At 38.9% G+C, this 15,318-nt stretch carries 15 protein-coding genes; 6 read left to right on the top strand and 9 right to left on the bottom strand.

The features are described from left to right. Nucleotides 1-8: 8 nt before the first annotated feature. Together ABMA72_RS11550 and ABMA72_RS11545 are read right to left on the bottom strand one after the other, a co-directional pair. Nucleotides 9-1,160, bottom strand: coding sequence for a SpoIID/LytB domain-containing protein (locus ABMA72_RS11550; protein ID WP_392858384.1), 1,152 nt, complete (start codon nucleotides 1,158-1,160; stop codon nucleotides 9-11). A gap of 78 nt (nucleotides 1,161-1,238) precedes the next feature. Beyond that, entirely contained in the window at nucleotides 1,239-2,102 is an 864-nt protein-coding gene (locus tag ABMA72_RS11545; RefSeq protein WP_393057211.1) for a hypothetical protein, read from the bottom strand. 163 nt (nucleotides 2,103-2,265) lie between these two features. Here ABMA72_RS11545 and ABMA72_RS11540 point away from each other — a divergent pair, with 163 nt between their 5' ends. Then, nucleotides 2,266-2,478, top strand: coding sequence for a hypothetical protein (locus ABMA72_RS11540; protein ID WP_021267851.1), 213 nt, complete (start codon nucleotides 2,266-2,268; stop codon nucleotides 2,476-2,478). A 4-nt stretch (nucleotides 2,479-2,482) separates the two neighbouring features. Here the strand turns inward: ABMA72_RS11540 and uvrC are convergent, their stop codons facing one another. Beyond that, nucleotides 2,483-4,363, bottom strand: coding sequence for an excinuclease ABC subunit UvrC (gene uvrC, locus ABMA72_RS11535; RefSeq protein ID WP_393057209.1), 1,881 nt, complete (start codon nucleotides 4,361-4,363; stop codon nucleotides 2,483-2,485). A gap of 89 nt (nucleotides 4,364-4,452) precedes the next feature. Here uvrC and ABMA72_RS11530 point away from each other — a divergent pair, with 89 nt between their 5' ends. After that, on the top strand, nucleotides 4,453-4,872 hold the full coding sequence (locus ABMA72_RS11530; protein ID WP_392858377.1) for a hypothetical protein: 420 nt from the start codon (nucleotides 4,453-4,455) through the stop codon (nucleotides 4,870-4,872). Nucleotides 4,873-5,043: 171 nt separating this feature from the next. Here the strand turns inward: ABMA72_RS11530 and ABMA72_RS11525 are convergent, their stop codons facing one another. Continuing rightward, nucleotides 5,044-6,843: a hypothetical protein gene (locus ABMA72_RS11525; protein ID WP_392858376.1), complete on the bottom strand. Its 1,800-nt coding sequence runs from the start codon at nucleotides 6,841-6,843 to the stop codon at nucleotides 5,044-5,046. A gap of 153 nt (nucleotides 6,844-6,996) precedes the next feature. Between ABMA72_RS11525 and ABMA72_RS11520 the strand changes: the two genes are divergently transcribed. Then, nucleotides 6,997-7,542, top strand: coding sequence for a hypothetical protein (locus tag ABMA72_RS11520; RefSeq protein WP_392858374.1), 546 nt, complete (start codon nucleotides 6,997-6,999; stop codon nucleotides 7,540-7,542). A 221-nt stretch (nucleotides 7,543-7,763) separates the two neighbouring features. On the opposite strand, the gene ABMA72_RS11515 is transcribed toward ABMA72_RS11520, so the two are convergent. Both ABMA72_RS11515 and murJ read right to left on the bottom strand, forming a co-directional pair. Next, nucleotides 7,764-8,204 (bottom strand): DUF507 family protein, encoded by a 441-nt coding sequence (locus tag ABMA72_RS11515; RefSeq protein WP_021268496.1) that lies wholly within the window; start codon nucleotides 8,202-8,204, stop codon nucleotides 7,764-7,766. Nucleotides 8,205-8,284: 80 nt separating this feature from the next. After that, a complete protein-coding gene (murJ, locus tag ABMA72_RS11510) occupies nucleotides 8,285-9,946 on the bottom strand; it encodes a murein biosynthesis integral membrane protein MurJ (RefSeq protein ID WP_392858371.1) in 1,662 nt (553 codons plus the stop codon). Between murJ and ABMA72_RS11505 the strand changes: the two genes are divergently transcribed. The 3 genes from ABMA72_RS11505 to feoB all read left to right on the top strand — a co-directional run bounded on the left by ABMA72_RS11505 (nucleotide 9,945) and on the right by feoB (nucleotide 12,790). Beyond that, nucleotides 9,945-10,490, top strand: a complete 546-nt coding sequence (locus ABMA72_RS11505; protein ID WP_052607433.1) for a dCMP deaminase family protein — start codon at nucleotides 9,945-9,947, stop codon at nucleotides 10,488-10,490. The two genes, murJ and ABMA72_RS11505, sit on opposite strands and share 2 nt — an antisense overlap. Before the next feature lie 96 nt (nucleotides 10,491-10,586). Further along, nucleotides 10,587-10,817, top strand: a complete 231-nt coding sequence (locus tag ABMA72_RS11500) for a ferrous iron transport protein A (protein WP_392858368.1) — start codon at nucleotides 10,587-10,589, stop codon at nucleotides 10,815-10,817. Beyond that, nucleotides 10,817-12,790: a ferrous iron transport protein B gene (gene feoB, locus ABMA72_RS11495; protein WP_393057207.1), complete on the top strand. Its 1,974-nt coding sequence runs from the start codon at nucleotides 10,817-10,819 to the stop codon at nucleotides 12,788-12,790. The genes ABMA72_RS11500 and feoB overlap by 1 nt, the downstream gene beginning before the upstream one ends. Here the strand turns inward: feoB and ABMA72_RS11490 are convergent. The 3 genes from ABMA72_RS11490 to ABMA72_RS11480 all read right to left on the bottom strand — a co-directional run bounded on the left by ABMA72_RS11490 (nucleotide 12,787) and on the right by ABMA72_RS11480 (nucleotide 15,236). Then, entirely contained in the window at nucleotides 12,787-13,887 is a 1,101-nt protein-coding gene (locus tag ABMA72_RS11490) for a hypothetical protein (protein ID WP_393057206.1), read from the bottom strand. The two genes, feoB and ABMA72_RS11490, sit on opposite strands and share 4 nt — an antisense overlap. A gap of 104 nt (nucleotides 13,888-13,991) precedes the next feature. Beyond that, nucleotides 13,992-14,489, bottom strand: a complete 498-nt coding sequence (locus tag ABMA72_RS11485) for a macro domain-containing protein (protein WP_392858362.1) — start codon at nucleotides 14,487-14,489, stop codon at nucleotides 13,992-13,994. A 24-nt stretch (nucleotides 14,490-14,513) separates the two neighbouring features. Next, on the bottom strand, nucleotides 14,514-15,236 hold the full coding sequence (locus tag ABMA72_RS11480) for a transglycosylase SLT domain-containing protein (protein WP_393057204.1): 723 nt from the start codon (nucleotides 15,234-15,236) through the stop codon (nucleotides 14,514-14,516). Nucleotides 15,237-15,318: the final 82 nt, after the last annotated feature.

Below are 15,318 nucleotides of genomic sequence, written 5' to 3'. Positions count from 1 at the left end.
TTTAAGAACTAATAAAGTTTTAAGATATTTAATTTCGGAAAATAATGGGCCAGAATTTCACGATGGCCCCTTCCTTTTTGGGCAAGACCTAAAGAACCAACCTGGCATAGGCCAACTCCATGACCATTCCCCTTTCCAACAAAGTGAAGACCTGCTCCACCAACATCAACCATATAGAAATGGTTTGAAGGAAATTCGACACGGCCAAAGTAGCGACGAAATAAACTCTTTTTGATCTTGATTTTCTTTACACCATTTTGAACATAAAGATTTGTTTGATCTCTCTTATCTGGGTATAAGAATAACTTCTTTTTTAAACTTTGTTTCTCAATGAACTTCTTTCTCATTGCCCATTTAAGAAATTTTTTAAAACGAAGTTTTGTAATTTTTGAATCCCAGTTTTTCTTCTTCTGACAGTAGTCGCATTTCACAGTCGAGTAACCATGAACATCATTTTTCCAAACATCTGAAGGTACTAATGTCGTTCCTCCACAACTTGCATGAAAGAATGCTGGTACAAGATTTCCCTTTCCATTGGTAAGAACTAATCCTGCCGTATCTTTTGCGGCCTCAAGAGTGCTGGCCGTCACATCATTAAATGTTCCATTTACTTGATGTTTTTCAGAATTTTCTAAATCATAAAGTGTGTCATTCTTAAGCCCTGAAATCATCATGTGATGAAGAGCATAAGTACGAGCAGCTACGGCCTGTGCTTTAAGGGCCTCAATTGGCCAAGATGCATTCATCTCTTTTGCAAGTAAGGTTGCAATATAGTCATCAAGATCCATTTCGTTAACAACATCACAAGAGTTTCCATCTGCACTCGTCACAATATGCATTTGCCCCATAAATTGCTTACGGTCAAAACTAATAAGTCCAGTTTGCGATGTTAGGGATGCTAAGTATTGTGGTTTTACAGATTTTACTGATTGTAGATTTTGGCAATTAACTTTGATCTTCTTAAAGCCTTTAAAGCTCTTGCGACTTCTGGTCGCAACAACCTTACGAGTAAGATCAACGCCTTCAAGAAGAACGTTATCAAGATCTTTGGCAACCCTCACCTTTATCGTGTGTCCAGATCGTAAGTTTTGTAATGGGCTAATTCTCGCCAGAGAATTCCATGAAGAAAGTATAATGATAGAGATAAGTAAATTTCTCAACGAATATCGTCCTGATTTGTGCGGCATCCTTGCCCTGCAACTTCTCTAGTAAAATGATATATGATTTTACTAAGCTACTCAACTTGAGAGAAATTTTATCGCTTTTTGCATATCTGTCCATGCCGTTTTCTTCATGGACTCATTTACCTCTAGTAATTTAGGGTGAAATAGAGGCATGACATCGATTAACTGAGCATTCCCATCAACTTCTATTTGAATCGAGTGAAATTCTCCATGAACGTTTGCAAGACGAACACGTTTATCTAGACATAAATTTGTAGCAGCGGCACCAAGACTAATGAGAAGCCTAGGCTTAAAGTGGGCGCAACAAGTGAAAAGAAATTCACGAGCATCCTTTTTAATAAATGGAACACGAATAAAGCGGCCGCTTGAAATCTTCATGGCCTTAATCATACGCCCCATAATATCTTGATCAGATTCAATCATTGATAAAGGTAGGAAATCTGGAAGCTCCCCTTCTTCAATCTCATCGAGTCCAAAGAAGATAATATCCACTTCACCTTGGTAGTCTTTGTAACCAGGGATCGATTCAAGCTCCCAAGAACTACTATATTGTGAAAGGAATTTATTGATATCGTTATTAACTTTGATTGTACGAGAAGATTCAGCGCCACTAGAAGCTGCCGCAATATCAATCTTGCGCTTTGGAGGTGCTATAGGAACCTCTATTTTAGGCGCTGAGACTGTTTGCTCGACACTTGCTACTTCTTGTTCAATCGCCTTAGAAGTTTGTTGAGGAGCTTGTTGTGGAGCCTCTGTGACTTCTTGTGAAGCCTTACTAGAAGCAAGCTTGCGCTCTTTTAGCTTAGGATACCAAAGCGTATTTTCAAATAACTTGGCATAGTAATTCGGCTTCTCATCTCGTGAGAGTTTTAAAACGTTATTAAAATCTTTAGTTAATTTGGTTAAAAATTGCGCCATTACATTATTTCCTATGGGTAAAATATCCCTAAGTCATTAAAAAAAAAAGCATAAATTTCAGAACATTGTTAAGCCGCCGATAAATCAACTACATCCACTGCTTGGGACACTCTGCACAATCTCAAATCCCCAGTGGTAATTATTATTTAAAGGAGTTGCTACAATGTCATTCGATCCAGATTTCCAATTTGAAAACTTTGAAGAGTTATTTGGTGATGCCGATCAAGTACATAAGGTTTTAAATGATTGTCCTGTATGTGGCTCTAAAATGGTTCACACACACCTATCGGATTATAAAAACTTGTACATACACGAGAATTCGAGATGTACTGATTGCGGGCACGGCAATCGTAAAAAAATCCACCACCTAAACTAGACAATTATTTCTGAGGGAATTCGGCCATAAGCTTGGTATGAATTCTCTCAGCAATGCCTTCCTTCACATCCAATTTATGACTAATTTCAATGACCGATAACTGCGAGAGCTCTTTTAGATTTAAGTCCATATTCTCGTGAATAGTTTTTAGCGTCTTCTCACCAATCCCTTCAATATCATCAAACCACGAAGTAAATATTCGATCCCTTTCTTTCTTGTGGTGAAGCTTTCTCGAAAACCTGTGTGCCTCATCCCTCATTTGCACAACAATTCTCATAAGAGATGGCGTCTTCTTTAAAATATAAGGATTAATGCGATTAGGAATGATAAGTCTTTCATCGGAGCTTGAGACCTCTTTATCTTTAAATGATTCCTGCTTGCTCGTTTTGATTTTTGCAATCCCCACAACTGGAATATCGAGTTCAAAATCCTCAAGAACTGCTAAGAAACTTGAGACTTGTCCCTTCCCACCATCAACGATAAAGACGTCAGGAAGTTTTCCCTTTTTAAGCCTGCGCGAAAGAACTTCTTTCATCATAGCAAAGTCATTATTTCCTTCAGGCCTTTCTTCTAAGTGATAATAGCGATACTGCGCCTTATCTGGCTTACCATCACGAAAAACAATCTGCGACGCCGTTGGAGACTTCCCCTGCCAAATGGCAACGTCAAAGCATTCGAGAATTTTTGGTGTCTCTTTTAAATTTAAAAGCTCTTTTAGTTTATTTAAACCAATCCAAGGGCCATCAAGATTCTTCACCCTAAAACGTTGATGCTCTCTAGCGTGATCAAGTGTTAACTCATAAAGAGTTTTCATCTTACCAATAGGATTTTGCACTTCAACTTCTTGATCAAGAACTTCATTAAAGGCTTCACTAATCATTGAAAGATCCGCTTTCTTCTCATCTAGATAAATACGACTTGGAAGTTTCTCTTTTGTATTTGAGTAGTATTGAAATAGGAATGTTTGAAAGAGTTCATGATTTTCACTCTCACTATCCCCTTTCCCAAAGTGATAATTCTTGTGACCCAGAAGGATCCCTGATCTCATCATATAGATTGAGATATCAACTTCCAACTCTCCAACATGATAAGCAACGATATCAAAATCTCTTTCTGTTGATAACTCGACATTTTGTTTTTCATAACTTTGAGAGAATGACTTTAACTCTTCAATGCTATCGCGAATTTCTGCAGCTCTTTCAAAGTACTCACTTTCAGCAGCAGCGAACATTTTCTCTTCTAATATTTTTAAAACATTTCTACTCTGACCTTCAAAGAAATTAATCACATAATTGAGATCCTTGAAATAATCTTTCTCAGAAATATAATCCACACAAGGGGCCGAACATTGCTTCATTTGATAAATAAGGCATGGGCGCTTTCTCTTTCGCATCTCCTCTACTGAACAGTCTCTTAAAGTAAATGACTTGGTTAAGATGCGAGAAATTTTTAAAATATTACTTCCCGTTGTAAAAGGCCCAAATAACTTAATTTTCTTTTTTCTCTTTGGCCTTCTTGTGTAAACAAGACGTGGGAATTTTTCATTCAAATCAATCTGAATATAGGGATAACTTTTATCGTCTTTTAGTTGAATATTATATTTGGGAATATGCTTTTTAATTAAGTTATTTTCTAAGATATATGCTTCGGCATCAGTCTTAGTCATAATAAAGTCAAAGTCTTGAATATGAGAGACAAGAATTTGAGTTTTAGGTGATTTCTCTGAACTATTGAAATAGCTGGAAACTCGACTACGAAGGTTTTTCGCCTTTCCAATATAAAGAATTTCTTCGATGCCGGCACGCTTACGCTTCATCAAATAGCATCCAGATTTTGTCGGTAAATGTTTCGCTTTTTCCAGCAGTGCTAAAGTATTTTTCTTCATTATAATTATCTACATATTACCTTTTATTCTCTTTACTTTAATCCTATTCGCCATTAAATTGACCTAATTAAGTAAAAGGAAGAGAGAATATGTCAAAACTAGGTGTTGGTAAGGAAATTGTAACATATTGTAGCAAATGTAAGTTAGATCTTGCTCATTTAATTGTAGCAATGAAGGATGCAGATACTCCATATAAAGTTCTGTGTAATACTTGTAAAGCAACTCATGCTTACAAGCCAAAGAAAGTAGTATCTCCAAGTGCTACTCGTCGAAAAGCTCCGGCAAAGAAGAGAGTTTCAACTGAAGAAAAAATCATTAATGTTTGGGAAAATGCACTTGAAAAATTAGAAGGTGAACCTATTACATATAGCATTCGCCACAAGTTTGAAGTTGGCGATATACTAGCTCACCCAACTTTTGGGCCAGGGCTTGTTGAGAAGAGTCTCGATGCTAATAAGATCGAAGTACTTTTCAGAGGCTCAATCAAAATTCTTATGCATAACAAATAATAAAAGAGGCTGATAGCCTCTTTTTTTATTTGTGCGCCCCTATTCGGTGCACATAATATTCGAGAGAGAAACCTTTAGGTTTCTCGGTTCGCCACTGGCGCTATTTTTTTTATAAAAAAAGCCTCCCATCCGGGAGGCTTTCTTATATCTCTCTTCTCTCAATTCAATCGATTAATTAGCACCCCAGTTAAACCCGGCACCACCATTTACACCAATACTAAATTGGCCATTAAGACCACCACCGGCCATTGATCCATAGTTAGTCCCTGAATTATAGTAACCGTTATAAGAGTTAGCATAAATATTTTGTTGAGCATTGTATAAGTTCTGATACAGTGCTTGGTTAGCATATGCTACGTTTCCTTGGTTCTGGTAATTACCTTGAGCAACAGCTTGTCCTTGAAGCCCATTGATGTAGCTTTGAAATTGTTGTGCTTGATAACCATTATTATAGTTTCCATTTGCACCCCAGTTTCCATTGGCACCCCAACCACCGTTAGCATTACCATTTAGGCCCCAACCGTTTCCACCGTTGACTCCCCAACCAGCGTTTCCGTTAACACCCCAACCATTATTAGCGCCAGATCCCCAACCTCCGTTGACTCCCCAACCGCCATTAATATTTCCGTTTCCACCAGGAAATGTATTTCCACAAGCACATGGTGCTGAGATACACATACAAGCAGGGTTTCCACCACCGTTGCCCCAGTTACCGTTTCCACCGCCGTTGATTCCCCAACCGCCAGAGATAATTCCACCGTTTCCAGGGCCTGGATATGTTGGATAAACTCCACCATTACCCCAGTTACCATTTCCACCGCCGTTAACTCCCCAACCGAGATTGAAACCTGCATTGATACCTGTTCCAGGATACATTCCCCAGCCAGATCCAGGGTACATTCCCCAACCTGCGCCAGTGTTCATCCCAGGGTATGCGCCAGTGTTACCAATATTAAGTCCAAAATTTAAACCAGTATTCATTCCGAAACCGTTCCCCATTCCGAAACCATTACCCATTCCAAAACCGTTGCCCATTCCCATGCCAAAGTTAGCACCAAAGCCTGTTCCAAAACCAGTTCCGTAAGGGTATCCACCCATTCCCATGCCCATTCCAAAGCCTGAGTTCATACCGAAACCTGGATACATTCCACCGTAGATATTTCCAGGGTACATTCCAGGGTGTCCGCCCATTCCCATGCCACCATTGATATTGACACCAAAGCCAGCATTACCACCTGTTAAAAGTCCAGCAAGTGCCGAACCAGCAAGAGAACCTAGTGGGTTCATATAAACATTAGCTTGGTAATTTCCACCAAAGCCATTGCCCATGCCCATGCCCATTCCGTTACCCATGCCATTACCCATTCCCATGCCCCATCCGGCATTCCCATAGATATTGCCACCAAAGTTTGGTCCACCCATTCCACCAAGGAATCCACCTGTGTAACCTTGACCTAGCCAACCGTTACCTACACCACCGAAAGTTCCACCAGTAAGACCAAGTCCTCCAGCGTACATACCGTAGCCATAACCGTTACAAGAATTAAGCATTGATGTTTGTTCTTTTGGAAGAACAGGGTTTGCACCTCTTTCAAGGTTATAATCTAAATAGCCATCGATTTGGCCATGACATGATTTAATTCCATTTTCATAAGCATTTGCCCATGACTCTTGAGAATCAGCTTGGTGTTTAGTGGCGAAAAAAACACTCCCCATTGCTGCAAGTGAAGGAATTGCAACTTTTGCAACTTCGGCCCACTCATTTCTTTCAGGAAGTTTAGGTAAACAATCGACACAGAAGTCATTACTTCCAGAGCTTCCACGAGATGCTCTTGTTACACATGCTTGAGCGTCATCTTCATAGCCATTGTCTCTTAAGTAGATACAATCACTGATGTCGATCTCAGCATATGTATTCAGCATCATCATCGCCAATAAGATGCTTTTTGTGCCAATAAGTCTTAACTTCATAGTTTTCTCCATAAAAACTTTAACAATCCTCAACTACTTAACGACACTTTATGAATGAAACTTGAGTAAACTATCGACTTTTTCTATAAAGTACTGATTTAACTGATTAATATTACGTTTACGAAGCCTAAATTTAGCGATAAATTGCGAATTATGAGTAATATTTTTTGGTGGATTCTCCTCATTTGCGTATTAATTTTTGCTACTTATGCGGCATTTGTTATTAAAGGTGAAAAAAAAGTCGCCTTAAAGAATGCTGTAAGCTTCCCCTTCCATGGACTTGAAATTCCAATCCCACCTTGGTGGACCCTCACAAGCGACAGTAGTGAATTAAAAGTATTTGAAAGAACTGACACACGTTATGAATGGCAGTCTCGCTTTAGCTTTACTGATAAAAACTATGTTGATTTGCAAGCGGCCTTTGAAGAGCTGGCAATAAATAATGAACTTGTCTTTGATAAAGATACGTCAATTATTCATGGGCCAAAATCTTTTGAAAAATTATATGAACAAGGTATCGAAACTCTTCGCGTGGAAGGAACGGCCACAAAAAGTCATGAGATTCGTGTCTACTACGATGCTGCCCTATTAAAAACTGAAGATGGAATTGTCATTTTAGAAAGTGAAAGTTCTGTCTTAAATGGTTTGCTTGAGGGACCGTTTTTCGAACAGTCACTACACAACATTAAAAAGCTATAACTTTCCCATTGCTCCTGAGGCAACAAAGCCTGCATAAACGCAGGCTTGTTGAATATATTTTTTTAGCTAAAGTGATGGGGAGCTAACACCGCGTCCAATTTAAGCTCCGCTTAAATGCCGCGGATGTTTTTCGAACAGTCACTACACAACATTAAAAAACTTTAAAAGTATCGACGTACCAAATAGAAGAAATAAAAAAAGCTCCTTTCGGAGCTTTTTTATTAACGTGTCTTAAATGTTCTAATATTTTGTACTAGGAAGTTGTGAATTTCTTCGTCAGTTCCGAAGACATCATCGATGAATTCACAATCAATTAAGAATGCAGTCATGCGGTTTGCAATATTGTGTAGTGATTCTACTAAGTATAGACCACCAATATTTTCACCACTGAATGACTTAATAATTTCTTTACGAGCATGGTTGAACATTTCAGACTCAGTTACGTCCTCAGGCATATTATCTACACCCATTTTCTCTTCAACTTCTTCGATTGCTTGATCGCGAATATCTTCATCAGTTGCAAGTGATACACCAAATTCAGTCGCCATTGATTCGATAAGTTTTTCACGATTTGCAATATCGAATTCAATAACACCCTTTTCCTTAAGTGTATTAATTGTATGACTCGCTAAATTTTCGAGTGTTTCAAAATTTGTTCTCATTTACTGCTCCAAATGTGTAATCTCTTTAAGTTTAACGACTTGCCACTCATGAAGCAAGAAAATTTATGATTACTTCCATTCTAATTTCGACGGATTATCTTATTTAAGAAGCGCTGAATTAAAACATAATCACCCAAGACACTTAGCGCAATAACATAGGCAAAAGCGCCTGCGCACGCTGCAACAACGAAGGCCGCAAGATTATCAAGAGTTGAAAAGATATTGTTTGGGAAGTATCCACGTACATACTGTGTAGCATAAAAAGCTAATAGTGAGCTCAAACCAATTTTAAAAAATCTTAGAGGAAAGAAGAATTTCAGTTTCAAGTCCAACAATTTGAATAATAGAATCGACTGAACAAGGATGATAAAAATCATCGAAATCGAAGTTCCCATCGCAAGAATTTTAAATCCATAAGTATCAACAAGTGAGAAACAGAAGATAATATTAATCCCAACAGCGATCGAAGAAATGATCACAGGAATTTTTGGCTTATCTAATGTGTAAAAGCTTGGAGAAAAGACTTTATAAAGTCCATAGAATGGTAGCCCAAATAAGTAAGCATAGAGTGCTTCCGTTACCATCTTCGTATCATCAAGGCCAAATGCTCCTCGTTGAAAAGAAATAGCGACACAGTCTTGAGCTAGAGCAAACATTAATGCCATTGCAGGCATGAGAACAAAAAGACTCGTTATATAACTTGTTTGAAGTGCACCCTTCGCTTCTTCTTCTTTACCTCCCCTCCAAAGTTCAGAGAAGTAAACAAGGTTTGAGTTTCCAATTGAAACACCAAGAATGCCGACAGGAAATTGAAAGAGCCTAAATGCATATTGAAGCCAAGAAACGGCACCGACAACTGTTCCCGTTGCTAAGAAAGTTGAGACTAAGAGATTAATTTGTGTGGCCGCAACACCAATTGTACCAATACTCATGCGTTTTAAAATTTCTTTTACATCACTTGAGAAAAGCTCAATGCCATCTAGCTTTACAAGGCCCTTTGAAAAGAGCATTGGCACTTGAATAAGCATTTGCAAGAGACCACCAATGAGAACACCTACACCAAGAGATACAATTGGGTGAAGGTTTCGTGCCTCTAAGAACTTAGGCAGCGTTATCATTGAGACGATCATGATAATATTGAATACCGCCGGGGCCATCGCTGGCGCAAAGAACATCTTATAAGTGTTAAGAACCCCCATAAATAATGCGGCCACTGAAACAAATGCTAAAAATGGCGACATCATTCTTGTCAAAAGCACAGACATTTCCAAGCGATTTACATCTGAAGTAAAAAGCTCATTTGTTAAAATCTGAATAATTTGTGGGGCGAAGATAAAAATCAATAAACAAACAATTGAAGTGATAGCAAGTAAGACAATGGCCATGGACCAAAGAAGCTTACGAGCATGTTCATCACCATCCTTCTTGGCCGAAGTAAAAATTGGAACGAATGCAGATGAGAATGATCCCTCTGCAAATAAGTCACGCAACATATTTGGTATACGAAAGGCAATTTGATAGGCATCAGTAAGTCCTGAGGCACCAAAAAGTTTGGCCATTAAAATTTCTCTAGCAAAACCCAGAACACGACTTGATAGTGTCGCGATGGCCATCTTAATAGAGGATAGTAAAAAATTCTTCCTGTGTTCTCTTGTCATTCCAATATTTTGCACCACCCTATCTGACTTAACAAGCTTCCAGTAGTTGCCAAGTGAAGGATTATTAACTAATCTTGCTGCCATGAGAACAGAGCTTGAAAAGTCGATTAATCACATTCAAACAAAGAGTGCCGTAAACTGGGATGAGTACTTTATGCTTCAGGCCATTATGGCCAGCTTCAAAAGTAAGGACCCGGCCACAAAGGTAGGATGTGTATTTGTCGATGAGAACAACCACCAAATAACTTTTGGTTACAATGGCTTTGTTGCGGGAATTGATGAAACTAAACTTCCTTGGGGAAAAGAGAGGACTCTCCCTCTTGAGCAGCAGAAATATGGATACGTTGTTCACGCCGAGGCCAATGCAATTCTTCACTCTAATCACAAGCTCTCTGGAGCAACATGCTATGTGACTCTCTTTCCTTGTCACGAGTGTGCCAAGCTTCTAGCTTCTTCAAAGATCAAAGAAATCGTATACTTACAAGACAAGCACGCGGGTACTGAGTCAAATCGCATCTCTCGTCGTATCTTTGACTTAACAGGGGTTAAGTATCGTCAGCTTTCACTTGGTGAGCACGTACTTGATTCTCTCATTGCACACTTTACGGACGCCTTCTATCGCGAGTAACCCACCGTGTAAACATGGTTCATATCAGTAAAGAGTTCCTAGACAAGTTTGACTAATAAAACTATAGTAAGCCCATTGAGACGTATGGAGTAAAATATGGTTTTATCGAAGGTTAAAAAAGGCGTAAATGTTAAGATCCTCTCATTTGATAAGGGGCTTAAGCATAAGACAATTATGACAGGACTTGGGATTCTTCCAGGTGATGCAATTCAAGTTATCGCTCCTTCATTCCTTGGCTCCCCTCTTACTCTTAGATTAACAGATGGTGAAACAGTTGCCCTTCGTCTAAGCGAAGCAAGTCTCATCAATGTTGAGGAATTACATTAATGAGAAAAATTTTACTTATTGGCCCTGCAAACTCAGGGAAGTCGGCGATCTTCAATCTTCTATCAGGAGCAAATCGCAAGGTTGCAAATTACAACGGTATTACTGTTGATACGGCCACAGCAGGTCTTATTTCAAATGCCCGTCATGAAGAAAAATTAGCAGTTGTGGACCTTCCGGGAATCTACTCACTAGTTCCTTCTTCTATTGATGAAGCTGTAACAGTTTCCACTTTAATTGGAAGAAATAATCAAGTAACAGAATTCCACGAAATCGTTTGTGTTGTTGACTGTGCTCGTCTGGACTCTTCTCTTTCACTTGCTCTTGCTGTAAAGAAGCTCTTTGGTGGAAAGATTAAAATCATCTTCAACAAGTACGACCTTGATGTAACAAAGAATTATGACTTTGATAAAATTGGTGAACATATTGGTGTTCCTTATATCAAATTCTCGACAATGAGAGACAGTGGAGCAACTCTTGAGAACTTCTTAAGAGAGAATGCTTCAGACGAAATTCTTTTACCATCAGGAAAGATTAAACTTTCAAATGAATCAACGGAATACAATCCATTTAATGTAAGCTTTGAGGAAGATCAATTTGTTGAACTTCAAAATGAAGTTTCTGCGCTTTCTCAAATTGAAAAATACCAAAGAGAAGCAAGAGATCTAAAAGCATCATATGCTATTGGTAAAAATAAGAGCTTAATTCAACTCTCAAATAAAATTGACCAATTCGTTCTTCACCCATTCTTAGGTGGAGTTATCTTTCTGGCAATTTTCTACTTAATCTTCCACTCAATTTATACATGGGCAGGTCCTGCCATGGATCTAATTGATGGCGGAGTTGGTGCATTCGGAGAATACGTTGCAACACTACTTCCAGAAGGTATGTTAAATAGCTTTATCGTTGATGGAATTATTGCAGGTGTTGGTGGAGTTGTTATCTTCCTTCCACAAATTATGATTCTCTTCTTCTTACTTAGTCTTCTTGAACAAAGTGGATATATCTCACGTGCCTCAATTATCACAGACCGCGCGATGTCTTACTTTGGACTTAATGGAAAGGCCTTCCTTCCATACCTTTCAGGCTTTGCTTGTTCTGTTCCAGCAATTATGGCAACGAGAACTATTTCAGATAAGAAAGAAAGACTTGCAACATTAATGACGATTCCACTCATCACTTGTTCTGCAAGACTACCAGTCTACATTCTTCTAATTGGGACATTTGTTCCAGAAAAGACTGTTTTTGGAATCTTTAACTCTCAAGCACTTGCCTTTTTCTTCCTTTATTTCCTAGGAAGTATTGTGGCCCTAATTATTGCAAAGATCTTTAGATTAACTCTTTATAAAGGTAGTACGACTTCATTCATTATTGAGTTACCTCTTTATCAAATGCCAACTTTAAAACCTGCTTTTAAGTCAATGTTTTTCAAAGGAAGAGTATTTCTTAAAAAGGCCGGGACGATCATCCTAGGTCTTTCAATGGTAATCTGGTTTCTTTCAACTTTTCCAAAACCAGCACAAGAGATGCTTGTTGGAAAAACAGAAGCTGAAGCTGCTGCGATCTCTCTTGAGCATTCAACAATTGGCCAATTTGGAAAGCTAATTGAGCCAGTTATCAAGCCACTTGGATACAATTGGAAAATGGGAGTTGGGATCACTGTTGCAATGGGTGCCCGTGAACTCTTCGTTTCAACTCTAGGAACGATCTATGCCCTTGGTGATGTGGATGAGGAGTCAACAACTCTAAGAGAAAGACTAAGAGCTGAAATTGATCCAGAAACAAATGAGCCAGTATTTAATACGGCCGTTGCTTGGTCACTTCTAATCTTCTTTGCCTTTGCTATGCAATGTATCTCAACACTTGGGATTGTTCGCAGAGAAACAGATGGATGGGGACATGTCTTCCTAATGTTTGGATATATGACAATTCTCGCCTATGGTGGAGCATTTGTTACTTACCACCTACTCATTTAATTACAATTTTTATCTTTAGATACTATCGATAACCTCACGGCATCACTTAGAAGTAAGCCGATGTCGCGAGGGTCTCTTTCAAAAATCACTGTCACAACTTCATTTTCTTTAAACTCATGTTTTCCTAAACCTACCCAACCACTCTTGGCCTCGGGCATATTATAACTAACAAAAGTCGTAAAGATTTCCACATCTTCTTGAAAGATACTCACTTTAACATTCGATAGAGCACCAACAACAGTTGGACGATATATTTGTAAGCAGTAATCGGACCTCTTTGGCATGAAGTTATAAGTTGAATAGGCATATTCATCTTCACTCATGCGCACACTATTGCCTTGTGCTCCTTTAAGTTTACTATCTACCCAGTCACCATATTCGCGATAACCATCTGTTCCTTTAAACGTTTTCTGATTAACGGCCTTCGCCACAATCGTTGCACTCTCATCAAGCTCCTTATAAATCATTCCTTGGCAATCCTCGTAATCACCGAGCTTCTTAAAGATGACCTCATCAGCTCTTAAAAGCAGCGGGTCTTCAGCACCCTTTGAAATAATCACACGACTCTCCTGCCCTGAGGTAAAAGAGAATTCACCTAGAGGATAGAGACCTTTTTCATTACTTGGAAGTCTTAGACTGAAGTTGGCCAGACCAATTTCTTCAACACCATCAAAAATATCAACGATTGCATTGTCCGTTGCATTCATTGATGGCACTCGGTAGTACCAAATACAATAAGTCGAATCACCCAAAAGATCAGTCGTGTAGATGGCCCTTGCACTTGAATCATTGGTGTAGCGGCTGATGCTTCCCTGATAACCTTTCAAGGTATCCTGAAACCAATTACCTTCTTGTATAAACCCAACGCTATCATCGAGGGAGTTTGGCCTAGAGATATCAAAGAAGTTCCCAATAACAACTTCTTCTTCGCCTTCAATAAAGGTGCTGGCCGGAACCCTTGAGTTGACGCTTAGTGATTGATCTACAATCATCTCACTTCTTATTTTTCTAAGATTGTGCCCCCTTCCAAGACAGGCCACGAGAATAATGATGGCCAATAAGGGGAATAAAATAGTGAACACTCTTCGTTTCTTCATGACTGTGCCTCTGATATGTATCTTATCAGTCGTTCACAGAAATTCTAAAATGAAGAAGGGTAAATTAACTCAAGTATTATTAAGAGATCACTCTTTTATAGAGGCTACAGAATTGTTTTGTAGATCTCATAGCTTTCATCATCAAAGCAACAGAAGATCACATCATCAAATTCTTCAATAGCATCAAAGCTCTTTACTGCTGAAGTTGCAGTAATGGCCGCTTCAATTTTTGGATAGCCAAAAATTCCAGTTGAGATACATGGGAATGCAATTGACTTACATTCATTCTCAAGGGCCAGAGAGAGTGCGTAGATATAGCATTTTTCAAGTAAGTCCGCTTCACCATTTGCTCCACCTTCCCACTTTGGTCCAACAGCATGAATGATAAATTCCGCAGGAATATTAAAGGCACGAGTCAATCTTGCTTCCCCAACTGGACAACCACCTGCTTCAGCAAGTTCCTTGGCAAGTTCTTCACCACAGGCAGCATGGATGGCACCATCAACGCCCCCTCCAGCTTTAAGTTCACTATTAGCTGCATTCACAATGGCATCAACATCAAGAGTTGTAATATCGGCTTTAATTACTTGAATATTTTTCATAAGGAATTTCTAGCACGAATCAGTTTAGATTTCATCGTAAAACTTTAAGATTGTGCGTGCATACCAATATTTTCTCTCTCCAGGCTCACCATTGTAGTCAACGAGTGCCTCATAATAGTTGGCCATGAGATCATCTTGGTAGTTCTTTGCCAGATAGACCTTTAAGAGGATAGCACCATACACAAGGGACAGGTCGAGATCATCTAAGAACAGCAACTTTTGCTGCGCCCAGCTCCTCTCTCGCAGCCACAAATGACTCCACTCAGGCATGCCATCTAGTAAAATATTATTTAGATAGAGTGTATTTTGTAAACTTGCATAACTTGGGCCACGTTGACCTAATTGATCAGATACTTCCTGGGCACCAATTGATGTGAATTGAGTTAAGCCTACTGCACCAGTTGGAGAGACCGCCTCACGCATGAAATTTGACTCCATTCGAATCAAGGCAAGAAATAGCTTCGCATCAACCCTAAATTGATCAGCAACTTCAATAACTCGCTCAGTAATCAGTGTGGCCTCGGCCGCTGTAACGGCCGGATTCTGCTCTAAAATATAAGATAGGAAATCCCTTTTCGAGTACTCTTGAGTAATTTGATAATCCCTAATCATATCCTCATGACTGACAAAGTATCCCTCAGGAATATAGGAAGCAAGAGAAGCTGATAGAAACAGTTGGCCGAATATAAGTACACCTAATAACTTCTTTAAAATTCTCATATTTTTCATACTTTTACTTTTTTGCATCATGATAATTATGGTTAACGAAAAACTAAATAGCAACTTACAAAAAGTTTCTAATATTAGGGTTACATGTAGCAAGTTGCGT

The organism is Halobacteriovorax sp. CON-3 (assembly GCF_043196995.1).
In the GTDB taxonomy this organism is placed as follows: Bacteria; Bdellovibrionota; Bacteriovoracia; order Bacteriovoracales; family Bacteriovoracaceae; genus Halobacteriovorax_A.
The sequence above is the reverse complement of the archived record's forward strand: the minus strand, read 5'-3'. Positions and strand labels throughout refer to the sequence as shown.